Annotated in this window: 27 protein-coding genes; 14 read left to right on the top strand and 13 right to left on the bottom strand. The window is 45.5% G+C overall.

Translation table 11 applies throughout. From position 1 onward, the window contains the following. Positions 1–66 precede the first annotated feature (66 nt). The 4 genes from RXX31_RS09380 to RXX31_RS09365 form a co-directional block, all read right to left on the bottom strand. Entirely contained in the window at positions 67–1,200 is a 1,134-nt protein-coding gene (locus RXX31_RS09380) for a flagellin (protein ID WP_317588931.1), read from the bottom strand. A gap of 259 nt (positions 1,201–1,459) precedes the next feature. Then, positions 1,460–2,593: a flagellin gene (locus tag RXX31_RS09375; RefSeq protein ID WP_317588930.1), complete on the bottom strand. Its 1,134-nt coding sequence runs from the start codon at positions 2,591–2,593 to the stop codon at positions 1,460–1,462. Between the two features lie 166 nt (positions 2,594–2,759). Continuing rightward, positions 2,760–3,662 (bottom strand): Dyp-type peroxidase, encoded by a 903-nt coding sequence (locus RXX31_RS09370; RefSeq protein WP_317588929.1) that lies wholly within the window; start codon positions 3,660–3,662, stop codon positions 2,760–2,762. A gap of 46 nt (positions 3,663–3,708) precedes the next feature. Further along, positions 3,709–4,194, bottom strand: a complete 486-nt coding sequence (locus tag RXX31_RS09365; protein WP_317588928.1) for a DUF2919 domain-containing protein — start codon at positions 4,192–4,194, stop codon at positions 3,709–3,711. A 219-nt stretch (positions 4,195–4,413) separates the two neighbouring features. Here RXX31_RS09365 and RXX31_RS09360 point away from each other — a divergent pair, with 219 nt between their 5' ends. Beyond that, positions 4,414–4,770 (top strand): DUF2956 domain-containing protein, encoded by a 357-nt coding sequence (locus RXX31_RS09360; protein ID WP_317588927.1) that lies wholly within the window; start codon positions 4,414–4,416, stop codon positions 4,768–4,770. A gap of 81 nt (positions 4,771–4,851) precedes the next feature. Here RXX31_RS09360 and RXX31_RS09355 read toward each other — a convergent pair whose 3' ends face one another. Continuing rightward, entirely contained in the window at positions 4,852–5,139 is a 288-nt protein-coding gene (locus RXX31_RS09355; RefSeq protein ID WP_014232685.1) for a helix-turn-helix domain-containing protein, read from the bottom strand. Between the two features lie 329 nt (positions 5,140–5,468). On the opposite strand from RXX31_RS09355, the gene RXX31_RS09350 reads away from it, so the two are divergent. Genes RXX31_RS09350 through RXX31_RS09335 form a run of 4 tightly spaced genes read left to right on the top strand, consistent with a single transcriptional unit; the run spans position 5,469 to position 7,912 of the window. Then, entirely contained in the window at positions 5,469–5,819 is a 351-nt protein-coding gene (locus tag RXX31_RS09350) for an ArsC family reductase (RefSeq protein ID WP_317588926.1), read from the top strand. An 18-nt stretch (positions 5,820–5,837) separates the two neighbouring features. Further along, a complete protein-coding gene (dapE, locus tag RXX31_RS09345) occupies positions 5,838–6,974 on the top strand; it encodes a succinyl-diaminopimelate desuccinylase (protein WP_317588925.1) in 1,137 nt (378 codons plus the stop codon). 36 nt (positions 6,975–7,010) lie between these two features. Continuing rightward, positions 7,011–7,712 carry a M15 family metallopeptidase gene (locus RXX31_RS09340; RefSeq protein WP_317588924.1) on the top strand — a complete coding sequence of 234 codons (702 nt, stop codon included), beginning with the start codon at positions 7,011–7,013 and terminating at the stop codon, positions 7,710–7,712. Beyond that, positions 7,709–7,912, top strand: a complete 204-nt coding sequence (locus RXX31_RS09335; protein WP_264904895.1) for a DUF2897 family protein — start codon at positions 7,709–7,711, stop codon at positions 7,910–7,912. The genes RXX31_RS09340 and RXX31_RS09335 overlap by 4 nt, the downstream gene beginning before the upstream one ends. A 63-nt stretch (positions 7,913–7,975) precedes the next feature. Here RXX31_RS09335 and bamC read toward each other — a convergent pair whose 3' ends face one another. Together bamC and dapA are read right to left on the bottom strand one after the other, a co-directional pair. Beyond that, positions 7,976–8,995, bottom strand: a complete 1,020-nt coding sequence (bamC, locus tag RXX31_RS09330) for an outer membrane protein assembly factor BamC (RefSeq protein WP_317588923.1) — start codon at positions 8,993–8,995, stop codon at positions 7,976–7,978. Between the two features lie 60 nt (positions 8,996–9,055). Beyond that, positions 9,056–9,940 carry a 4-hydroxy-tetrahydrodipicolinate synthase gene (gene dapA, locus RXX31_RS09325; RefSeq protein ID WP_317588921.1) on the bottom strand — a complete coding sequence of 295 codons (885 nt, stop codon included), beginning with the start codon at positions 9,938–9,940 and terminating at the stop codon, positions 9,056–9,058. 384 nt (positions 9,941–10,324) lie between these two features. On the opposite strand from dapA, the gene RXX31_RS09320 reads away from it, so the two are divergent. After that, a complete protein-coding gene (locus RXX31_RS09320; protein ID WP_317588920.1) occupies positions 10,325–10,867 on the top strand; it encodes a glycine cleavage system protein R in 543 nt (180 codons plus the stop codon). Between the two features lie 16 nt (positions 10,868–10,883). After that, the gene (bcp, locus tag RXX31_RS09315) at positions 10,884–11,354 is read left to right on the top strand and encodes a thioredoxin-dependent thiol peroxidase (RefSeq protein WP_020333623.1); all 471 of its coding nucleotides are present in this window, start codon (positions 10,884–10,886) and stop codon (positions 11,352–11,354) included. A gap of 97 nt (positions 11,355–11,451) precedes the next feature. On the opposite strand, the gene RXX31_RS09310 is transcribed toward bcp, so the two are convergent. Both RXX31_RS09310 and RXX31_RS09305 read right to left on the bottom strand, forming a co-directional pair. After that, positions 11,452–12,525 (bottom strand): AI-2E family transporter, encoded by a 1,074-nt coding sequence (locus tag RXX31_RS09310; protein WP_317588918.1) that lies wholly within the window; start codon positions 12,523–12,525, stop codon positions 11,452–11,454. Then, positions 12,526–12,762, bottom strand: a complete 237-nt coding sequence (locus RXX31_RS09305; protein ID WP_317589338.1) for a sulfurtransferase TusA family protein — start codon at positions 12,760–12,762, stop codon at positions 12,526–12,528. Positions 12,763–13,081: 319 nt separating this feature from the next. Here RXX31_RS09305 and RXX31_RS09300 point away from each other — a divergent pair, with 319 nt between their 5' ends. The 4 genes from RXX31_RS09300 to RXX31_RS09285 are packed head-to-tail and all read left to right on the top strand — an operon-like array spanning position 13,082 to position 15,933. Continuing rightward, positions 13,082–14,533 (top strand): M48 family metallopeptidase, encoded by a 1,452-nt coding sequence (locus tag RXX31_RS09300; protein WP_317588916.1) that lies wholly within the window; start codon positions 13,082–13,084, stop codon positions 14,531–14,533. Between the two features lie 16 nt (positions 14,534–14,549). Continuing rightward, on the top strand, positions 14,550–14,900 hold the full coding sequence (gene arsC / locus RXX31_RS09295; RefSeq protein WP_317588915.1) for an arsenate reductase (glutaredoxin): 351 nt from the start codon (positions 14,550–14,552) through the stop codon (positions 14,898–14,900). Continuing rightward, complete coding sequence (gene wrbA, locus RXX31_RS09290; RefSeq protein WP_317588914.1) at positions 14,901–15,470, top strand: NAD(P)H:quinone oxidoreductase; 570 nt, start codon at positions 14,901–14,903, stop codon at positions 15,468–15,470. Between the two features lie 22 nt (positions 15,471–15,492). After that, positions 15,493–15,933 carry a DUF2069 domain-containing protein gene (locus RXX31_RS09285; protein ID WP_317588913.1) on the top strand — a complete coding sequence of 147 codons (441 nt, stop codon included), beginning with the start codon at positions 15,493–15,495 and terminating at the stop codon, positions 15,931–15,933. Between the two features lie 242 nt (positions 15,934–16,175). Here the strand turns inward: RXX31_RS09285 and RXX31_RS09280 are convergent, their stop codons facing one another. Then, the gene (locus RXX31_RS09280; protein ID WP_317588912.1) at positions 16,176–17,375 is read right to left on the bottom strand and encodes a DUF2066 domain-containing protein; all 1,200 of its coding nucleotides are present in this window, start codon (positions 17,373–17,375) and stop codon (positions 16,176–16,178) included. A gap of 452 nt (positions 17,376–17,827) precedes the next feature. Between RXX31_RS09280 and RXX31_RS09275 the strand changes: the two genes are divergently transcribed. After that, positions 17,828–19,081 carry a uracil-xanthine permease family protein gene (locus RXX31_RS09275; RefSeq protein ID WP_317588910.1) on the top strand — a complete coding sequence of 418 codons (1,254 nt, stop codon included), beginning with the start codon at positions 17,828–17,830 and terminating at the stop codon, positions 19,079–19,081. Positions 19,082–19,170: 89 nt separating this feature from the next. Here the strand turns inward: RXX31_RS09275 and upp are convergent, their stop codons facing one another. Continuing rightward, complete coding sequence (gene upp, locus RXX31_RS09270; RefSeq protein ID WP_317588909.1) at positions 19,171–19,797, bottom strand: uracil phosphoribosyltransferase; 627 nt, start codon at positions 19,795–19,797, stop codon at positions 19,171–19,173. Between the two features lie 180 nt (positions 19,798–19,977). Between upp and purM the strand changes: the two genes are divergently transcribed. Both purM and purN read left to right on the top strand, forming a co-directional pair. Beyond that, a complete protein-coding gene (gene purM / locus RXX31_RS09265) occupies positions 19,978–21,018 on the top strand; it encodes a phosphoribosylformylglycinamidine cyclo-ligase (RefSeq protein WP_317588908.1) in 1,041 nt (346 codons plus the stop codon). Positions 21,019–21,192: 174 nt separating this feature from the next. Next, positions 21,193–21,840, top strand: a complete 648-nt coding sequence (gene purN, locus RXX31_RS09260; protein ID WP_317588906.1) for a phosphoribosylglycinamide formyltransferase — start codon at positions 21,193–21,195, stop codon at positions 21,838–21,840. A gap of 66 nt (positions 21,841–21,906) precedes the next feature. Here purN and RXX31_RS09255 read toward each other — a convergent pair whose 3' ends face one another. Further along, entirely contained in the window at positions 21,907–22,752 is an 846-nt protein-coding gene (locus RXX31_RS09255) for a class II glutamine amidotransferase (protein WP_317588905.1), read from the bottom strand. A 54-nt stretch (positions 22,753–22,806) separates the two neighbouring features. Continuing rightward, a complete protein-coding gene (gene lpcA / locus RXX31_RS09250) occupies positions 22,807–23,382 on the bottom strand; it encodes a D-sedoheptulose 7-phosphate isomerase (RefSeq protein WP_317588904.1) in 576 nt (191 codons plus the stop codon). Positions 23,383–23,528 lie beyond the last annotated feature (146 nt).

Below are 23,528 nucleotides of genomic sequence, written 5' to 3'. Positions count from 1 at the left end.
TTTACTCGCTCATCTCTCACCACGAGCCAATGAGGTTCTCGTCTGGGGTTAATGTTGGTATAACGCTTAACCTAGCAGACTTAGCGCTGAGTTCGGCGCTTGTTTCGCTTGCGCAAGGATTGAGCTTGACGCTTGCGATAGAATTTGAGACTTGGTCATTTCTGTCGTTTCTTTGGCGAAGTCAGTATCTTTAATACGGCTCTTCGACGCATTCACGTTCTCGTTAACATTATCCAAGTTGTTGATTGCATGCTCAAAACGGTTTTGGAATGCACCTAACTCTGCACGGTGGCTGTCTACGTATTTCAGAGCTGCATCAATGATTGCTACTGATTCTTGCGCTCCGCCCACAGACGTGACATCAATAGAATCAACCGTGACGTTATTGCCTTCATCCAGACCTAATTCACCAGATAGGCCACCAGAGAATGACAATTCGCCCTCTACTTTGTTGTTTCCGGCGAAGACTTGCAATTGGCCATCTTCATTGACTGATGCTTTTACCAGATCCGTTTGACCGTTGATGTAGGTAGCCAACTCTTCAATGTCATCGCCCGCTTTTGCATTGATTGAGATTTCTTGCTCTTGACCAAAGCTGTCTGTCAGGCTGATTTTCAGGTCTGATTTATCTGCAGACACATTCCAGTCTTTACCTTTGCCATTTTCAGCTTGGTAGCTAAGACCACCCATCATTTTGTTGTCAGAACGCATATCTTTCAGCTCAAGCATGACGGCTTCGCCATTATCTGCGCCGATTTGGAATGATTTGGTGCCATATGTGCCGTTAAGAAGCTTATTACCGCCAAAAGAGGTGGTTTCCGCGATACGATTAAGCTCGTCGTTCAGTGCCGTCACTTCTTCCTGAATCGCAACACGTTCTGCTTTTGAGTTAGAACCGTTTGCTGATTGAAGTGACAGATCACGCATACGTTGTAGAATATTGGTGGTCTCGTTCATCGCACCTTCAGCAGTTTGTGCAACGGAGATACCGTCATTCGCGTTGCGAACAGCCACATCCAGGCCACGGCTTTGCACATTCAAACGGTTCGAGATTTGAAGGCCAGCTGCGTCATCTTTTGCGCTATTGATTTTAAAGCCAGAAGACAGTCGCTCCATAGACGTTTGTTGAGATGAGTTTGCATTGTTTAGGTAACGCTGAGCGGTCATCGCTGATACGTTTGTGTTTACAGTCACTGCCATGGTGATTTCTCCAATTGATTTTCCGGTGTAGCGGTTTCCGACGTCTCGGAAAACCAAGTAGTTCTCTCAAAGTTACTTTTATTAACGACGCAAGATCTGATTTCTTTAGGGAAAATGTTCGATTTTTTTAGAAAAAGTTCATTTTTAGGGGCGATCGTGACGAAATAGATAAAAAAGCAAAAAAACGTCAAATTTTCACTAAAGCTTCTTTTTCACCTGTCGATACAGGCAGTTTTTTCTGATTTTTAGCGGGATGACATTAGCCAAGCAAAGACAAAACAAGATTTGGTGCTTGTTTAGCTTGAGCAAGAATTGAAGTACTGACCTGCTGCAAGATCTGCTGTTTGACCATCTGGGTGGTTTCTTTGGCATAATCCGTGTCTACGATTCGACTATTGGAAGCCGCCAGGTTCTCATGAATACTATCTAAGTTATTAATCGCATGGTTAAAGCGATTTTGATAAGCACCAAGCTCGGCACGATGACTATCGACATACTTCATCGCCGCATCCAGAACCGCCACCGCTTGCTGGGCTCCACCAGCGCTGCTGATGTCGATGTTATCGACCGTTTGATAACCTTTCAGCCCCAACCCTAACTCGTTCGCCAGATCGCCGGAAAATGACACCGTGCCAGATGTCTCTTTGCCAGCCATAAAGAGCTGTAATTGCCCGTCTTCATTGACTGAAGCAGAAACTTTGTCGGTTTGACCATTTATGTAGGTGGCTAAGGTTTCAATGTCGTCACCGGCTTGCGCGCTAATATGGACTTGCTCTGTTTCACCCAAGCGGTTAACAAAGGACATGGTAAGCTCGTTTGAGTCATTCTTCACTTTCCAATCAGACCCTGCTCTGCCCCGCGAAATGTAACTGAATCCACCCATATCTAGCCCATCAGTGCGCATAGACTTCAATTCGATTTGTACCGCTTCTCCTGAAGCCGCGCCAATCTGAAACGCTGATTTACCGAAGTTGCCATTGAGCAATTTGCGTCCGCCAAACGAGGTGGTTTCCGCGATACGATTCAGCTCATCATTCAATGCACTGACTTCTTCTTGCAGTGCCATACGTTCTGCTTTGCTGTTTGAACCATTTGCCGACTGGAGGGAAAGATCGCGCATACGCTGCATAATGTTGGTGACTTCGTTCATTGCACCTTCTGCGGTCTGCATGATCGAAATACCATCATTCGCATTTCGTACTGCAACATCCAAACCACGCATCTGCGCCTGTAAGCGATTAGAGATTTGCAGACCTGCCGCATCATCTTTTGCGCTGTTAATACGCTTCCCTGAAGACAAACGCTCCATGGATTGATTCAGCATATCAGTTGCGTTGGTCAAATTACGCTGCGCAACCAAAGCTGAAACATTGGTATTAACGGTGATCGCCACAAGAATGTACTCCCGAATTATGAAGGCAGTGAATATTTATCGGCCAGATTTGAGGAAGGTTTAGTGTTTTTAGAAACAGGATCACGAGTAAAAAGACAGGAAGAGGGAAAGATACAGAAAATAAAAAGCTCTCCGGTTGGAGAGCTTCAAAATGACGGGCTTAGAATTACTTAATCGCAAGTTCCGCCAGCATTACCTGAGACGGTGCAAAGAAGTACGCACCAGTAACGGCTTTAGTAAAGCGCAGAAGCTGGTCAGTCTTACCATCCGTCACACCGTACATGCTTTCAAGCATCACTTTGATGTTATGCAGTGTATGACAGTAGCAGATAAACAACAGGCCGTGAGCGCCAGTCACTGTGCCGTATGGCAAGCTATGACGAACGATTTTAAGACCTTTGCCTTCTTCTTTGATATCGACACGACCAACGTGAGAGGCGGCTGGCACATCATCCAACTCAATAGAATCTGGCTTGGTACGGCCAATCACTTTCTCTTGCGCTTTTACGTTCAAACGGTTCCAGGCAGGAAGGTTATGCTCAAAACGCTGCGCCATTACGTAGCTACCACCAGCAAATGGGCCTTCTTTAATCAAGGCAACTTCAGCTCGCTCTTCGCCTTCTGGGTTTTCTGTGCCGTCGATAAAGTCAGTCATATCACGGGAGTCTAGGTAACGGTAGCTATATGTTTCATCAACAACAGTGACATCTTCTGCGGTATCAGTCAGGAACTTACGCAATACGTAAAAATGTAAATCATGACGAGTTGAGTGGCAGTGAATCAACACATCAACATCGCTCGCTGGCGCAACGGTGTCACCCTCGCCAAGCTGTGGGAAGTCAATTAACTCCTCAGGCGCATCAACATTTAGATGCTGCCAAAATGCTTTTGTGAATGCGATGGACAGTGTGAGATCAGCACCTGGCTGGCTGTTATTCAGCTCTTCAACCAATTTTGGAAGCGCTTTAAGTTTTGCCAATACGTTATCACGGTTCTGGTTTACTTTTAGTTGAGTGTACAGTGCAAATGGTCCTGCTTCTGGCACGATAGCCGTTTGAGCTTGTAACATTGAGGTTTCCTCTATACTTTGCCCCTGTGCGGGAAGTTATTGATTTTTAATTTTTTGAAGCCTGCTGTTTATTATGCTCAAAATGTGGCACATAAAAACAGTCTTTCACCCACCTTCCATTCAGAAAGTAGATCATAAACCAAGCGAGTAAGGTGATGGTCAGCGCGTTTGCCCAGTTGAATACACCATGCTCTAGATAAACATGATACAAAGTCTGAGCAAGTTGAATGCCGCACAAGATCAAAGTCACCTCTCGCCCGTAGCTCATTATTTTATTCACCCGTTTTCGATCAGGTTGGCGCAAGCCCATCAGCCACATCATTAAAAGGCTGGGAATGCCCATCGATAAACCTAAATATAATGTGCTCGAGTCTGGATAGACAATCGACAACAGTTTACTGCCACTTTCCCGGCTTACCCCTGCCATGGCAAATACCACCCAAGATCGGGCAAGAAACATCCACCCTAGCCAAACAAAAATAGGCGCTTTTAAAAACCCATGAGCGTCATATTGATCCAATGCGTAGCGCACAATATCTTCTTCTTTAATAACTTACTGCAATCACTTTACCTGATCGCAGCGAAACTGCAACGCAACCCCGACAAGCACCCATAAGAGTCTTCACCTCGTACAAAATAAGCGAAAGCTTGTTCAGAACTTGCGTTAGGCGGTTCATTTCAATCCACGTGGCGAGTACACTAGTCTTAAGTAATTTCAAACGCAGGCTCCTAGCGCCGAGTAGATAAAAACATGAAAAAGAAAAATACAGCAGCTCCCGTTCCTTCCCAAGAAACTCAGAACGAAGCAATGAACATTGCCAGAGCAACTCAGAAACCTGGGCAAACAAAGGAACAAACCAAACTCATTGCTCAGGGTATCGAGAAAGGCATTGCGTTATATAAAAAACAACAAAAAGAACGAAGCCGACAAGCAGACAAAGCTAAAAAGAAACAGCAAAGAGAAAAGCAACGCCAGACAGAACAACAGCCGCAACACGAGCCTCAAGCTGCGGCTGAGCCCTCTACGTCGAAATCATCAGCGCTACCATGGGTACTCCTGGTTCTTAGCTGGATTGGCTTCGCCGCCACCATGTTAATGGGTAAATAATTTTGTATCGCCTACCGCTGCAAGTCATTCATGCAGTGTCTCGCCGACTTCGATAGATAAAAAAAGCCAGCGATTGCTGGCTTATGCACGAAATCCAAGGCTACTAGCGATATCTCGCTCTCGCTCCAGAACCCATTGACTATCAAAAGGTCCCCAATCCGAAAGTTGGTAATAGCCATCATTATGGCGTCGACCATCTTGAACAAATATAAGCTCGATGCCGATACCCGGTAATGCCTTGAGTACATCTTGAATTGTACGTCGAGGCCACCCCGTTTGTTCGATTAATTTTGGTACATTTGGCCTTTCCAGGCTTTCGACCAACAAGGCCAAATATAACCGCCTTGCAAAAACAGGACTCAACTCCATTGACACCTCCTAAACTTGTGCTGAATCATTATTTCGTTTTTGCACAGCGAGATGTTGCGTTTGATCAATAACTCGACTTATCCACCCTTTTTTGGTGTCTTTTTACTCAAATTCCTACAAGTTATTTCCCATTTACACTCATTCTGTAAGTTATCAACGTTTCCAACTCGGCAATTTGGCGTACTTCGAGGTCATAAATTATTTTATTTCGCATTTTGTCAGTTTGATTGCTTCTTGGTAGGATGCGATAAACAGCCCAAAATAGCTTGAGCACCAGAGAATCACAGCCTCTGTGCATAAGAACAAAGTAAAAGAGAAAAGGAAACATTATGACGATTACCATGTTCGGTATCCCAAACTGCGACACCATTAAAAAAGCCAAGAAATGGTTAGAAGCGGAAGGTATCGCGTATGAGTTTCATGACTTCCGCAAACAAGGCGTAGATGAAGCATTGGTGACAGAATTTTGTGATGCTCTAGGCTGGGAAATCGTGCTGAACAAACGTGGTACTACTTTCCGCCAGTTAACTCAGGAACAGAAAGATTCTCTGAATGAAGAAAATGCTATCAAGCTGCTAGTGGAAAACCCAGCGATGATTAAGCGCCCAATTTTAAAAGTGAATGATCAGCTCCATATTGGTTTTAAAGCAGATCAATACACAACGATTTTTAACTCATAAATTAAGGAACACTCAAGGATGACAGACAGTCCAGTACTGGCTCTTGCGAAAGACCTAATCAGCAGACAATCCGTAACGCCTGAAGATGCGGGCTGCCAGGACTTAATGATCGAGCGATTAAAAGCGCTTGGTTTTGAAATCGAAGTCATGGTGTTTGAAGATACAACCAACTTTTGGGCTCGCCGCGGCACCGAAGCACCGTTATTTGCCTTTGCAGGCCACACTGACGTTGTGCCTGCGGGTAAGCTTGAACATTGGGATACACACCCATTTGAGCCAACCATAGTTGATGGTTACCTTCACGGTCGCGGTGCGGCTGATATGAAAGGTTCTCTGGCTGCGATGATTGTAGCCGTTGAACGTTTTATTGCAGACAACCCGGATCACAAAGGCTCTATCGGCTTTTTGATTACTTCAGATGAAGAAGGCCCTTTCATCAACGGTACCGTGCGTGTCGTAGAAACCTTGATGGAACGCGGCGAAAACATTGACATGTGTATCGTTGGTGAACCTTCAAGTACCGAGATCGTCGGAGACGTGGTGAAAAATGGCCGTCGTGGTTCGATCACAGGTGATCTGACTGTAAAAGGTACTCAGGGGCACGTGGCGTATCCACATCTAGCTAATAACCCTGTGCACTCTTCTCTGTTAGCCATTCATGAATTAGCGACAACCGAGTGGGATAAAGGCAACGACTACTTCCCACCGACAAGTTTCCAGATTCCAAACGTATCGGCAGGTACCGGCGCTTCAAACGTCATTCCGGGTGAATTCAACGTTCAGTTTAACCTGCGTTTCAGCACCGAACTGAGCAATGAGATCATCGTTGAGCGTATCACTGAAACACTGAACAAATACGACCTTAACTACGAGCTTGACTGGACATTCAACGGTGACCCGTTCTTAACCGATACCGGTGCGTTACTGGATGCCGTTGTCGCTGCCGTTGATGAAGTCAACCATACTAAACCAGCGTTGCTGACAACAGGCGGTACTTCGGACGGTCGTTTTATTGCTCGTATGGGTGGCCAGGTCGTAGAGCTTGGGCCTGTAAATGCAACCATTCACAAGGTGAACGAGTGCGTGAAAGTTGACGACTTAGAGAAGTTGACCGACATGTACCAAAACACGCTTAAGCATCTGCTGGCGAAGTAATTCATCCTAAGCAGCGCGTTCATTAACGAGATCAACATGACACCATCGCAACTTACAGGAACGACCGACTCTCATCTTCAATCCATCATGGTGGGTAACAAAGCCTTTTTGCTTCATCCCGAAGTAGCGCCCGACCTGCTGAGAATGATTGAGGCCGCGACGAATGCTGGGTTTAAAATGGAGATTGCCAGCGGCTTTCGCGACTTTTCACGTCAGCGCTCAATCTGGAACGGGAAATTTTCTGGTGAGTTGCCAATTCTTGATTCAGACTCGAAACCACTGAATAAGTCGGCTTTAAGTGATGAAGAAAAGTTAATGGCGATTCTGCGGTGGTCTGCTCTACCCGGGGGAAGTCGCCACCACTGGGGATGTGATTTTGATGTCTATGCTCGTAACTTGTTACCTAAAGGTACCTCTCTGCAACTGGAGCCTTGGGAGTATCTAGACGGCCATCAACATGAGTTCTATCTGTGGTTGAAAGCACATCTCGATGAATTTGGTTTTTTCTGCCCTTATAAAGAAGATCTAGGTGGCGTCGCGATGGAACCGTGGCATATTAGTCATAAAGCTGTTGGTCAGCAATGTTGCTCACAGTTAACGCCCGAGCTGCTGAGAAGTGAACTGATGAAACAAAATCAGCAGCATAATATTGCGGGAATAGATTCAATACTAAATAATTTAGATAAGATTGTGTCTACGTTTATTCGTAACATTACGCCACCGCCGGAGGCGCTATGATAGAACTGCTCACTAACCCATGGGTTATCATCATTGTCGTGTTAAGTGTCATCATCGGTAACATTGCCGCACTGAAATACACAGCCAAAATGAAGTTTGATCAAATGGATAAAAGCCGTAAGAACGACTTGGATAAATTGAATGAACTCGACCAGGAACGCTACGGGGAAAAAGACAAAAAAGACGATCCTTCTCGTTAATGAATACCAACTAAAAAGGGACCAAACGGTCCCTTTTTTCTATCAGTAGCAGTCGCTTATCAATTACTGCTTAACCACTTCGGCCAGAACTGGCGCCAGTGATTTAAGGAATGCTTCTTCAACAGGCTTACCTGAAGAGTCAGTAATATTGATGGATGTACGGTTACCCAGGTCGCCGAATAGGAAGGTGTATTTACCCGCATCCAAATCAACGGGTTTAACGCCAATCTCATTCCAGAATTCATCATCCGGTGAGGCGTATCTCGCTTCGACCGTACCTTGAGATTGGGTGCGGTCCTCAACAGTGAAGCCCATCTTAGGCAAAATCACTGGTAGACGCGGCCACAGTACATCATATTGAGCACGAGCGATAATGACAGGAAGTCCACTTCGGTCTGTACCCATCGTAATAGGGATCTGTTTTACCAACTCCTGAGCTTTACGCTGCGCATCTTCACGAACGAGTTGATCATAGCGCGCGGTCACCAGGTTAGTCATGAACACATTGTAACGTTCACGGTTTGTCGGAGTGACTTCTTTAATTTGACCACCTTCACGCCAGTCGATCAGACCCACTTTAAATCCATAACGATTACCAGCCTGTGTACGCAAGATCTCGTATCGGCTGCCAATCTCCATGTCTTCATCAGCAGAGTCCCAAGTTACCCAACCCGTTTCGATACGAGAATCGGTTTGGCTCTCAACCGGAATTTTTCTGGCCTCAACCATGCCTTGTACCGTTTGCCAAACTTTGTCTAATTCGTTTTTACGGAGCAGCCATAGCGTCACTTCACCATCTTGACTGCGATCCAAACGAGCACCAGGAATCAGTTCTAGCACTTGCTGTGGTGGACGAATATCAACGTTTTTACCCACACCACCAGCATAAGCCCCCTGAGGGATTTCGTAGTTAGGATAGAGCTGCGGTTGAGCACCTTGCGGCGTATTCCACTCACCCAGCGTAGGGGTGTTTAAATACTCGAAATCGTCCTTTGCCTGACGGCGTTGGGTGGCACCACCTGTACAGGCAGTCAATACGAATACAGCTAATGAACTTAACACTAACTGACTTGAAAGCTTCATTTATACTCCTAAAACACTGAGGGCTCATTAGCCCCCAGTATGAACGTCAATCCTAGTAACTCAATCTTTATAAATACGGGCGTCGATTAACGCCTGTTCCACGATCGGCTGCATTTTTTCAGAAAGCGTGGTTAGAGGAAGACGCAAGTTACCATCGTCGATCAAACCCAGCTTTTCTGCTGCCCATTTGACTGGGATCGGGCTTGCTTCAACGAATAGATTCTTATGCAGAGTCATTAAGCGCTGGTTAATCGCTTCTGCTTCTTCGTACTTACCTTCACTTGCCAAATCGAACATGTCTGCCATATCTTTAGCGGCGATGTTATTGGTTACAGAAATAACCCCATTACCACCCAGCTTAACAAAATCTAAGCCAGTCGCATCATCACCACTTAGTAAGATAAAATCTTCGCCACAAAGTTCACGATGAATTGCAACTCTGTCCAAATCGCCTGTCGCGTCTTTTAGACCGACTATATTATCAAGCTTTGACAAACGTGCCACTGTCTCTGGCTGCATATCGACAGCCGTGCGACCCGGTACATTGTACAGAATGAGTGGTACATCACTCGCTTCCGAAATAGCTTTGTAGTGCAGGTACAAACCTTCTTGCGTTGGTTTGTTGTAGTAAGGCGTTACACTTAGGAAGCCAGCGATACCAGAATCAGCCAGTAATTTACTGAATGTCACCGCTTCGTGAGTTGCATTTGCACCCGTACCTGCTATCACAGGGATACGACCGTTAGCAAACTCTACCGCCTTATTAACAACCTTTACATGCTCTTCAATCGTCAGTGTCGCCGACTCTCCGGTAGTGCCTACTGCCACAATGCCATCTGAACCAGATTCGATATGGTATTCCACCAGGTTCTGTAGACCATCAAAGTCTACTTCACCATCCGCTTTGAATGGCGTAATCAGCGCTACGATACTTCCTGAAAACATGTTTATCTCCCTTATTTAGTTCTTTCTGCATGGTACTGTAATGCGATTGAAAAACACAAGAGCGTAAACTCGCTTACAAAGTACAAATGAGTGAATAATTATCAGATGTTAGAGATCTCGCAACTTAAATGCTCGCTTTGGACTGATTCCCGCAAATTTGATAGTTGTGTTAGTTAACTGATTCAATTGTTGAAGAACAAGACATGAACACCTGAGAGACCTCGTTTTTACTATGCTCAGAAATATACTCTTCGGCGCGCTGAATCAAGTCAGACCTGAGTGAATAAAAAAACCAGGTTGTAAACAAAAACGGACTGACTCGATATTTCTCTGCCGTATCTGTGCTAACATCTTTCTATTGAAGAAAGGACAAGAAGCTCATTTATGAAGCAACATCTGGTACTTACAGCAGTTGGAACGGATCGTCCAGGCATCTGTAACCAAGTCGTAAAGCTCGTTACGCAAGCTGGCTGTAATATTGTCGATAGCCGAATCGCTATTTTTGGCAATGAATTTACCCTAATTATGCTGCTGACGGGTAGCACCAGTAATATTACTCGTGTCGAAACACAGATGCCTTTACTGGGACAAGAACACGACCTGATCACGATAATGAAGCGTACCGCCACTCATGAGTTACTCGACAACAGCTACACCATGGAAGTGTTTATCGAGTCGGAAGACCGTCCAGGGCTCACGGAAAGGTTCACTCAGTTCTTCGCCGACCAGCAGATTGGACTGGACTCGCTGAGCGCACAAACTATCAGCAAATCAAAAATTCAGGCCGATGTCGATCAATTCCACATCGCCATTACTGCATCGGTAAGTGCCGATTGCAATCTGATGCAATTACAAGAAGATTTCGATGAACTTTGTCAGTCGCTCAACGTACAAGGTTCTCTGAATTTCATTAAAAACACACTATAAAGTAAAGGAAATCATAATGAATACGCTGACAGCAGGCTCGCCAGCGCCAGCCTTCTCTTTGCTCGACCAAGACGGCAACACAGTGACACTTGGTGATTTTAAAGGCAAGAAAGTACTTTTCTACTTCTACCCGAAAGCGATGACCCCAGGCTGTACAACGCAAGCAAAAGGCCTGCGTGACATTAAAGCAGAACTCGACGCACATAATGTGGTTGTGCTTGGCGTGAGCATCGATCCAGTTAAACGTCTGGGCAAGTTTATCGAGCGTGACGAGCTTAACTTCACGCTACTGTCTGACGAAGACCATGCGGTCGCAGACCAGTTTGGCGTTTGGGGTGAAAAAAAGTTCATGGGTAAGATCTACGATGGACTGCACCGTATCAGCTTTCTGATCAATGAAGAAGGCGTGATTGAGCACGTGTTCAATAAGTTTAAAACCAAAGATCACCATGAAGTGGTTTTAAACTATCTCAACGAAAACGCGTAATAACGCCTGATTCCCCTAAATACACGAAAGCCCAGTACATACTGGGCTTTCTTTTTTCTCTCAGACAGTGCGAATTGATTCACTCAGATTGGTATCACTATTCCTGCTCAGCAGGTTCACTGTCTTCTGTACTTGGCAACGCATTCCAAACGGCTTTCACTAACGTAGCCAGCGGGATAGCAAAGAATACACCCCAAAATCCCCACAGTCCGCCAAATACCAGAACTGCAATAATGATAGCGACTGGGTGGAGGTTTACTGCTTCAGAGAATAGCACCGGCACCAACACGTTTCCGTCCAGTGCTTGTATGATTCCGTACGCGATCAGTAGCGAATAAAACTGAGGGGTAAGCCCCCATTGGAACAAGCCTACAATCGCAACAGGTACAGTGACTGCCGCTGCGCCAATATATGGGATAAGAACGGATAACCCAACCGCGACGGCTAACAATACAGAGTAACGTAAATCCAGAATCGCGAAGGTGACATAACTCACCCCACCGACAATCAGAATTTCGAGCACTTTACCGCGAATATAATTCGAGATTTGTTGGTTCATCTCGTGCCAGACTTTATTAGCTAGCCTACGGTTTTTAGGCAGAATTCCGCTGGCCATTCCGAGCATCTCCTCTTTGTCTTTTAGCAAAAAGAAGATCAGTAAAGGAACCAGAATTAAATACACCGCTAATGTCGCTAAACTAACTAAAGAAGCCAGGGAGCCCTTAACCACGCTTTCTCCTAAGCTCAATGCCTGGTTTTTCGCATTGGTTACGATGGTTTCCACAATCTCCATGTTCGCGAGTTCCGGGTGGCGCTGTGGCAGGGTGACAATAAACTTCTGTAAGCCATTGTACATATTCGGGATATCGTTGATTAGATTTCCAACCTGAGTCCAAATGGTTGGCACTAAACCAAACAAGGCGATCAGCATCAAACTAATAAAAATCAGTAATACGATGATGACGGACAAGGTGCGCGGCATTCCCATACGGCACATTTGCACTACCGGCCACTCCAGCAAGTAGGCGAGTACAATCGCCACTAAAAGTGGTGCAATGAGATGGCCGAAAAAGTAAATCGTGATAAAGCCAAACAGTAGGATCGCTACCAGGCTCACGGCATGAGGGTCTGAGAATCGACGTTGATACCAACGACTTACCATTTCGAACATCTAAGCGGATTCCTTATTGAAAACAGTCAATGTGTAGTGATCTGATGTTGGTTGGCAATCAACCACGTACCCTTGGGTGTTTAGGTATTTCACAATATCTTGTTTAGAGCTGTTATCCGTTATTTGAATGACAAGCTTATGATATTGATGATTTTCTCCTCCAAAAGCCTCTGCAGTGTGACGCTTTGCAAGTAACAGTGCTAAAGGGCAGCGTTGCTTGCGTAAATCAAGTAACATGGATTCCATTGTATTGCTCTGCACTTATGATAGGGTTGTATTGTAACGGCTTTTTACGTTGGTGCTAGCACTTCTGACATGATTTAACCAGATACTGAAATCACTCAGATATAAACAATTTACGAAACCAATTCGTTTATTCTCGGTCTTATTGCTAGCATATACCCAAATGACGCTAAGGTGTCATGGTACCACGAGTTTCTCGAGGTTATTTGGGCCATACTTATCCAACAGGATGACCGTACAGTATAGTGGTGACGTTGTGATGTACACGGCCTCCTACCACATGCTCAGGTATTTGGGAGAACCTTTAAAACGTATGTTAAAACGCACTCGATCGCTAGTTTGCTTATGTATTGCTGCTGCAATTAGTTCGCCAACAACCTACGCCAATAGTATCGACTTACCAGATATTGGAACCGCCGCAGGTAGCACTCTGTCGATAGACCAAGAGTTGATTTATGGTGATGCCTACATGCGCATGCTCAGAGCGAGTAAGCCGCTTGTTAACGATCCTGTGATTAATGAGTATATTGATTCCCTCGGTCACCGTTTGGTGGCCAATGCCAATGATGTAAAGACGCCATTCCACTTTTTCATGATTCGTGATCGCAACATCAACGCCTTTGCGTTTTTTGGTGGGTATGTTGCTTTGCATTCCGGTTTGTTTCTACACGCTAATAGTGAGAGTGAACTCGCTTCGGTAGTTGCACACGAAATCGCACACGTGACTCAGCGCCATCTCGCTCGTAGTATGGAGGAGCAAGCAAGACGCTCACCAGCATCTTTGGCCGCATTGGCAGGTGCGCTACTGCTTTCCATCGCCGCACCAGAAGCTGGCATTGCCGCCATTACAGCCGCTACGGCAGGCAACATGCAAAGTCAGATAAACTATACACGCGCTAACGAGAAAGAAGCCGACCGTTTTGGCATCTCGACACTGGCCAAAGCAGGGTTTGATGTACAAGCCATGCCACGCTTCTTCGGCCGGCTCGCTGACGAGTATCGTTATGCCAGTAAGCCGCCTCCGATGCTGCTTACTCACCCGCTTCCTGAAGACCGGATCACAGACAGTCGACAACGAGCACGGGCTTACCCACCGCTGCGTATACTTCCGTCGATTGACTATCACCTCGCCCGCGCACGTATCGTCGCCCGTTATGCAGGTATTGATGGACAAGCCGCGTTAGGTTGGTTTGAGCGCACGCAGAAGAAAGCCACAGCGGACATCATGCCAGCGTTTGATTATGGCCGAGCTCTGGTTCACTTAGACAGAAAACAGTTATCAAAAGCAGAACCGATACTGAACAAACTGCTGGCACAAGATCCGGGTAATCCGTTTTATCTTGATGCGATGAGTGATCTGTATATCGAAAAGGAACAACCAGAAAAAGCGATAAACATGCTGAGTAAAGCACTCACGCGTAACCCACAGAATAAAGTTCTGACAATTAACTATGCGAATGCCCTGCTTGACGCCAATGAAAATGATCAAGCGGTGCGTATTCTTCAACGTTACACCCATGATAATCCTGAAGACAGCAATGGTTGGCAGCTATTGTCGAAAACCTATCACGAGTTAGGACGTAACGATGAGGAATTGGCTGCACGCGCCGAAATTTTGGCGTTACGCGCGAATTGGAATAAAGCGATTCAATATTATAGTGAAGCAAGTAAAATGGCCAAGTTGGGCAGTTTAGAGCAAGCACGGTACGATGCTCGTATTGACCAACTCATGATCCAAAGAGATCGATTCATGGCATTACAATAACGAAATGGAGAAAACCATGTCAGTCGTGATTTATCACAACCCTCGTTGCTCAAAGAGCCGCCAAACTCTAGAACTACTGGAACAAAATGGTGTTACACCAGAAATCGTCAAGTATTTGGATAACCCACTTAGCGTGGAACAACTGAAAGCACTTTATGCTCAACTCGGCTTCTCAGCGGTTCGTGACATGATGCGTACCAAAGAAGCCGACTACAAAGCGCTGGGTTTAGGTGATGCGTCAGTCAGCGATGAACAACTGTTCGAAGCAATGGCACAAAATCCAAAGCTGTTTGAGCGCCCTGTTGTTGTCGCAAACGGCAAAGCGAAAATCGGCCGCCCACCAGAGCAAGTGTTGGATATTCTATAAATGGATTGCCAGATCCTTATTTTGTACTTCAGCCGTCACGGCGCAACAAAACAACTGGCAAGACAGATAGCAAGAGGAGTCGAATCGACTCCTCACTGCGAAGCAATTTTGCGTACAGTTGAAGAATTGTCACCTCACTCACATACCCCTTCCGATCCAATTGTTACTCTAGAAGAACTGAAACAATGCGATGGCCTTGCATTTGGTAGTCCCGTCTGGTTTGGCAACATGGCTGCGCCGTTAAAGCACTTCTGGGATCAAACCACTCCTTTGTGGGTAAGCGGCGACTTAATCGATAAGCCAGCGTGTGTATTTACCTCATCTTCTTCGATGCATGGTGGTCAGGAAACAACACTCCAAAGCATGATGACCCCATTATTGCATCACGGGATGATGTTACTGGGAATTCCTTATGCAGAGCCAGAGCTACACTTAACTCAGTCAGGTGGTACCCCTTATGGCGCGAGTAGTGTCGGCAAAGAGCCCACTCTCACTAATGATGAGGTTCGCCTGGCACAGAAGTTGGGTAAACGACTGGCAACAGCGGCCATAAAGCTGAAAGGCAGTTAGTAAATTCAAGGATAGTAAGTCGATGTCTGAATCTTTTGACCAACCTGCACTCGGTGCGAAAACCAAAAGCTATCGTTATTTAGCTTTGATCGGCAACTTAGCGTTATTAGCTTGGGTAGCAATTTGGCAGCTCGCGCTGTCTCCTCACCCTCATTTGAGTAGCACAACACTTGCCATTGCTTGGTGTATCCCATTGTTACTCCCTTTACCAGGCATATTAGCAGGCAAGCCATATACTCACGCATGGGCAAACTTTGTGTTAATGCTGTACTTTCTACACGCATTAACCATTTTATATGTCGATGGTGGAGAGCGTTGGCTCGCAGTGGTTGAACTCGTACTCACAACCTTAGGCTTTTTTGGCAACATTCTGTTTGCACGCGCCAGAGGTAAAGAGCTGGGACTTAAATTGAAGCGCTTATCTCAGGTAGAAAAAGAAGAAAAAGCGAAATTCAAAAAATAAGGCGTGTAATTACGCAAAAAAAGAGTCGCGAATTGCGACTCTTTTTTATTATTTTCAAAATATTATACCAGTCTGGAAAGTTAACTGGTCAGGGAACAGGGTTCGATAAACAAACTCTATTTGCCATGGATGGCAAATCAAAGCCCCATGGATGGGTTCATGTGTGTTTGTGTTCGATGCCTGTTTTCTGGTTCTCTATAATTAAGTATGACCACTTTCGTACTTAGGTGGTTATTAGAACTCTATGAACGTTGCCCCTCAGTCCATTCATAAATGACATCATACTGTTCTTGCACTGGCTGAACGACGGCTGGTTCAGATTCTTGCAATTCCTCAACCGATACGTCAGCAGTTAAGGCATCTGACCCTAATTGATCTTCTTCCGTGACCAATTCCGTTTGCATTGAGTCTTGCTCAGGCTGCACAGGATCCACTTCTTCCACTGGCTTTACTGGCTCTTGGTACTCGCCCAGTTGCGAGATCGATGACGCTTCTTTTTCAAACGTTTCTTTAGAGGCCAGGAGATGAAGTTTAAGCGTTAATTCATCCCCCTGAACACGCTTAACCTCACTGCCAGCAACAGAGTTAAGTTTGTGTAACGCGCTCTCTAAGTGGAAAAAATCTATAGCGGAATGAATGTTGACCACTTTCATTGTGATCCCATCAGAAGACTCACCAGACACAACCACGGCACTCTTGCCTGCGTAATAGTCGGTAATTCCGTCAACCATCTCAGCCATTGCATTAGCCCCAGATGCTGACCCGCTGCGAGGAGAACGCTGAGAGATAAGAATTGCCGATGGTGATTGGTCATATAACGTCCAGCGAATTTGATCGCCCTGAGTTTTTACCACCAACACAGCATCTACCGGGTAACGTTGGCTGGCCTTGGCAATCGGCTCAGCAAAACCACCCCATAGATCGGAAACGTTAACACCAGTCACATCATCAAAGTCCCCGACAGGAAAAGTGATTGGTAACCCTCGAGCTTCAGCAGCGGTGTGCAATGCAGAAACCTTCGGTGAGTCTGAGTGCTCCCAAGCAATGGTACGTTCATACGCTTGCTCTTCAATCGCCCAGACGAGAATATTGGCGCGGTGAGCAGACCAAGATGGCAACTGCGCCTGCGTAAGAAGAGAATGAATCTGACCACTGCTGAAACGCATTTTCAAACTTGGTTGGCCATCCACTTGACCGTAACCAAGTTGAGAAATATAGCGCGAGCTTGAGCTTAACGCCTTTTGAATAATCGGATTGCTTAAAGAGGATTGAGAACCAGTCGCTCGAACAATTACCTCTTTCATACCTTGTTCACGAGCCAAAGACTCGCCGTTGTTTTGCTCACTGTCGATAACCACTTCAGCACGATAGATATCTACCTGTGTTAATGCGTAAACGGGCAGGGACAACCAACCTATCAGTAAAAGAGCTAAATAGCGCATAGTTTCATTTTCCTCTAATTAAGAGAAAGCATAATAAGCAACTATCAAATCTTGAGCAAGGCGAGTCATAGACAAATGGCTTAAAATTCAATCAACTTACGCTATTTGCGGCCCAGTGTTCAGAGTCGACTCACCTGCCATCCTTTTTCTTATCAATCAATGTGCGTATTCAAAAAGTCAATTCGTCTGTGTTCCAGATAAATGAACATCTCCTTGCCGACATTACTTGTTCCGATATAAGCCACACGTAATCACATCTTTTAGTTTGCGCATAATCCAATAAAATATGAATTTTGGTTAGTAAAACAGGCACTTTTGTAAGAAATTGGCTCTAAAAGCCTATTTTAGCCACTTAAAATCAGCGAAAAGTTTGATCTGACCATTGTCGCAAACGTTTGCTGAGTGATATTATTCGCCGGATTTGTCTGCGTATCTTTAAATAGGAAATGATTATGAAAAATGCGTTACAAGGCGCTCAGATGCTCTTTGTCGCTTTTGGTGCTTTGGTACTCGTGCCACTTCTGACTGGCCTTGATCCAAACGTTGCACTCTTCGGCGCCGGTGTCGGTACCCTCCTCTTCCAATTAATCACTAAACGTTCTGTTCCAATTTTCCTGGCCTCTTCTTTCGCGTTTATTGCTCCTATTATGTTCGGTATCCAAACTTGGGGTATTGGTGCAACAATGGGCGGCTTAATGGCAGCAGGTATGGTTTATGTTGCTCTAGGCGCGGCGATTAAAGTTCGTGGCGTTGGCTTTATCCATAAGATTTTGCCACCTGTGGTTGTTGGCCCAGTGATTATGGTAATCGGCCTAGGTCTAGCACCAACAGCAGTGAATATGGCGATTGGTAAAACTGGCGATGGTGCGGCTCAACTGGTTAACGGTGACGCTGCGATGATCATTTCAGCGGTATCACTGCTTACGACTATCGCACTAAGCGTATTTGCTAAAGGCTTTCTAAAACTGGTACCGATTGTAGGCGGTATCTTGGCAGGTTACTTAGTGTCTCTTGCGTACGGCGTTGTTGATTTTACTCCAGTCGCTCAAGCTGCTTGGCTCGCAATGCCAAACTTCACGACACCAGAATTCAACATCAATGCCATCCTATTTATGATCCCTGTTGCGATCGCTCCCGCTGTAGAACACGTTGGTGATATGCTGGCGATTTCAAATGTAACTGGCAAAGACTACCTCAAAAAACCTGGTCTGCACCGCACAATCGCGGGTGACGGGGTAGCCACTATGGCTGCAGCTATGGTTGGTGCGCCGCCGAATACAACGTACAGCGAAGTAACTGGCGCAGTAATGCTAACCAAAGCCTTCAACCCGAAGATCATGACATGGGCAGCAGTGACGGCGATTGTTTTGGCGTTGGTGGGTAAACTAGGTGCTATCCTTCAAACTATCCCAGTTCCAGTAATGGGCGGCATCATGATCCTTCTGTTTGGTTCTATCGCAACCGTGGGTCTGAACACATTGATCAAAAACCACGTAGATCTGCATAAGTCGCGTAACCTGGTTATCGTTGCGGTTACGCTCGTATTCGGTATCGGTGGCATGGCTTTCGGTATTGGCGAATTCAGCCTACAAGGCGTTAGCTTATGCGGTATCGTGGCAATCATTCTTAATCTCGTGCTTCCTCATGACCTAGGTGAAAACCATGTGGTAGATAACGCTCAGATCGAAGAAGAAAACTCGAACTAATTCGTCACTTCAATTCGACACATACAAAAAAGGCTTGGTATTGACCAAGCCTTTATTTTTTTGCATTGATTCAGCGTGATTTTTGGCGCTTATTTAGTACCGAAGATCTTATCACCCGCATCACCTAGACCAGGAACGATGTAACCTTTGTCGTTTAGTTTCTCGTCGATTGCAGCCGTGTATAGCTCAACATCTGGGTGCGCTTTCTCTAGTGCTTCAATACCTTCAGGAGCCGCGACCAGAACAAGTACTTTAATCTGGTTACAACCTTTCTCTTTCAGAAGGTCGATAGTTGCAATCATAGAGCCGCCAGTTGCTAGCATTGGATCCACAACCAGTGCGATACGCTCATCAATGTTAGAAGCAAGCTTATTAAAGTAAGGTACTGGCTCAAGCGTTTCTTCATCACGGTAGATACCTACTACACTGATACGTGCACTTGGCATATGCTCAAGAACACCGTCCATCATGCCTAGACCAGCACGCAGGATTGGCACGACGGTTACCTTCTTACCTTTAATCTGGTCAACTTTTACTGGACCGTTCCAACCTTCGATAGTAACTTTCTCTGTTTCAAAGTCTGCTGTCGCTTCGTAAGTGAGTAGGCTACCGACTTCGGTCGCTAACTCACGAAAACGTTTTGTGCTGATGTCACCTTCTCTCATTAGACCAATTTTATGTTTTACTAGAGGGTGTTTTACTTCAACAACTTTCATGTACATCTCCGGCTATAATAGGCAATATTTAAATAAACCTTCAGATTATACACGATTTCCGCAGGGAAAGCAGGATATATAACTAAAGAAAAAAACTAACGCAAACGTTTGCTATCTGTATTTAAGCACTGGTAGAATAGCGCCGTTTTCATATCCAACTTAAATACCGAGGACTTCCCTGTGAGTGGTAATAACTCTTCTCTTAGCTATAAAGACGCTGGTGTTGATATTGATGCAGGCAACGCGCTTGTAGATCGTATTAAGGGTGCAGTAAAACGTACTCGTCGCCCTGAAGTGATGGGTGGTATCGGTGGTTTTGGCGCTTTATGCGAATTGCCGACAAAATACAAACAACCTGTATTGGTTTCTGGTACTGACGGCGTAGGTACAAAGCTTCGCCTCGCACTGGATATGAACAAGCACGACACTATCGGTGTCGACCTGGTTGCAATGTGTGTAAACGATCTTATCGTACAAGGTGCAGAACCATTGTTCTTCCTTGATTACTACGCAACAGGCAAGCTGGATGTCGATACCGCAGCAGACGTTGTTTCTGGAATCGCAGATGGCTGTTTGCAAGCAGGTTGTGCCCTAATCGGTGGCGAAACGGCTGAAATGCCAGGCATGTACGAAGGTGAAGACTACGACGTAGCTGGCTTCTGTGTTGGCGTTGTAGAAAAAGAAGAAGTGATCGACGGTACGAAAGTAGCGGCGGGTGATGCGCTTATCGCAGTAGGCTCAAGTGGCCCTCACTCAAACGGTTACTCTCTGGTTCGCAAGATTCTGGAAGTTTCTGGCGCAGACAAAAACGAAATGCTAGAAGGCCGCACTATCGGTGAGCATCTTCTAGAACCAACTAAGATTTACATCAAATCAGCACTTAAAATGATTGAGAAGCACGACATCCATGCTATTTCTCACATCACTGGTGGTGGTTTCTGGGAAAATATCCCACGCGTTCTTCCTGAAGGCACTAAAGCAGTAATCGACGGGAACAGCTGGGAATGGCCAGTGATTTTCCAATGGCTACAAGAGAAAGGGAACGTTGAAACTCACGAAATGTACCGTACATTCAACTGTGGTGTTGGTCTAATCGTTGCCCTTCCTAAAGATCAAGCGGAAGCTGCGGTTGCCCTTCTGCAAGAAGAAGGCGAAAACGCATGGGTGATTGGTGAAATCGCTCAAGCAGAAGCAAATGAAGAACAAGTTGAAATCAAGTAACTTGCGATTCTCGCTCAAAAAGTAAAAGAATGAGGACGCTATGTCCTCATTTTGCTATCTGGAACTCGAAAACCATTTCAATAGTAGGTGATATCAACGCCAACAATGAGATAATCATTCTTGCGTGCATTGGTATCCTTTAAAAACCTACATTAGTAAGGCAGTCTCAACATCATGAAAAATATAGTGGTCCTCATTTCTGGTAGTGGCAGTAACCTACAAGCGATATTGGAAGCGTGTGAAGCAAATATGCCTAACGCTCAAGTCGCTGCCGTTTTCTCAAATAAAGCGGATGCTTACGGATTAGAGCGCGCGAAACAATTTAATGTTGCAGGCCATTTTGTCGACCCAAAGGCATTTGATTCACGTGAAGCATTTGATGCAGAACTAATGAATCAAATCGACCAGTACCAGCCTGATGCTGTCATTCTTGCTGGTTACATGCGTATACTCAGCAGTGAATTTGTTCAACATTACATGGGTAAGATGATCAACATTCACCCTTCGCTACTGCCAAAGTACCCAGGATTGCACACTCACCAACGTGCGATTGACGCTCAAGATAAAGAGCACGGCACCAGTGTTCACTTCGTAACGGAAGAACTAGACGGTGGGCCGGTTGTTCTACAAGCAAAAGTGCCGGTATTTGCAGAGGATGATGCCAATACCCTAGCCGCTCGTGTTCAAACTCAAGAGCACACCATCTACCCTATTGTCACTAAATGGCTTGTTGAAGACAGATTAAAGATGCAAGACGGCAAGGCTTGGCTAGATGGCAAACAACTTGGTGCTCATGGCTATGCTGCCGCTGAGGAAGAGTAACGTACTCCGACAAAATCAAAAAAGGCAGTCTTAATGACTGCCTTTTTATTAGTTGGAAAATCTCAGTTATTCAAGAGGTTCCGTCGGTGCCTGACTTGCTACTTTCTTTGGTGCGAAAGCGACATCTGCCAGCGCGGCTGCATTACCATCAATCAATTCACCTAAATGAAACAGACCATATTCGCCCGGCTTCATTCGCTGCCATGCTTCATTGCCAGTAAGTGGCTGCGTCGCGATCACAGACACAACATCATTGGGTGTTGTCTCTTCCTGGAAGTTAATTTCAACATCTTCATCCAGTAAAGCCGCTTTCCCAAACGGGGCGCGTCGCGTGATCCAGTACAGGTGATTGGTGCAATACGTCATGACAAACTCACCGTCACTCAGCAGCATGTTAAATACACCCTTTTCTTTCAGTTGATCACAGCATTTTGCTACATAACGAAAAACCGCTTCCATGTCCTCAGGAGGCTCTGGATATCGATCTTCCATTTGCTTCAGCAACCAACAAAACGCCAGTTCACTATCCGTTTGACCTACCGGACGGTGTCGCCCTGTATGCAGGTCCTGGTAGCCTGTTAGCTGGCCATTGTGAGCAAATGTCCAATACTTACCCCACAACTCACGTGTAAACGGGTGAGTATTTTCTAAATTGACTCCACCACGATTGGCCTGTCGAATATGACTGACCACAGCACGGCTTTTAATTGGGTAGTTCTGAACCAACTCTGCGATTTTTGAATCGCAGCTTGGTTTCGGATCTTTAAACGTCCGAAATCCTTTACCTTCATAGAAAGTGATTCCCCAGCCATCACGGTGCGGACCAGTTCGACCTCCACGCTGCATCAGTCCGGTAAAACTGAAACAAATATCCGTTGGAACATTGGCGCTCATGCCGAGCAATTCACACATGGTTTAAAGAACTCCTTAAAAATACCAACCTTGAAACAGGAACTACCGCCTGATTTATTCCATCTCTTTTTCGATCAACTGAATGACGATGTGAATAATCTTAATATGAACTTCCTGAATACGATCAGCGTAGCCAAAGTGAGGCACACGAATTTCAACGTCTGCCAGACCTGCCATTTTACCACCGTCTTTACCTGTCAGTGCAATGGTCTTCATGCCTTTTGCTTTCGCAACTTCAATCGCTTTAAGAATATTGCCAGAGTTGCCAGATGTCGATAAACCAAACAGAACATCACCTTTACGCCCCACCGCTTCGACATAACGAGAGAAAACAAAGTCGTAACCAAAATCGTTACTCACACAAGAAAGGTGGCTTGGGTCAGAAATCGCAATGCCAGCATAACCCGGGCGATTATCACGGTAACGACCCGTCAATTCTTCAGCGAAGTGCATTGCGTCACAGTGTGAACCACCATTACCACATGAAAGCACCTTGCCCTCTTGCTTAAAAGAATCCGCAATCATTTTCGCAGCCGCTTCAATTTGAGCGATGTTATGGTCATCGCTTAAAAATTTGTTGAGCACTTCAGCCGCTTCGTTCAGTTCACTTTTAATCAGATCTTGGTACATAAGACGTTCTCTTTATTATGTCGGTCCTCGGCATGCTTTCACATTACCTCAGCAAATGGTTCTGACACCAACCTAGTATCAGACATTTCATTACTGAGAGTTTACCCACAAACGAGAATTAGTGTCGATAGCGAAGCAACAGATTT

It is taken from the genome of Vibrio sp. EA2 (genome assembly GCF_033042495.1).
Taxonomy (GTDB): domain Bacteria; phylum Pseudomonadota; class Gammaproteobacteria; order Enterobacterales; family Vibrionaceae; genus Vibrio.
The sequence above is the reverse complement of the archived record's forward strand: the minus strand, read 5'-3'. Positions and strand labels throughout refer to the sequence as shown.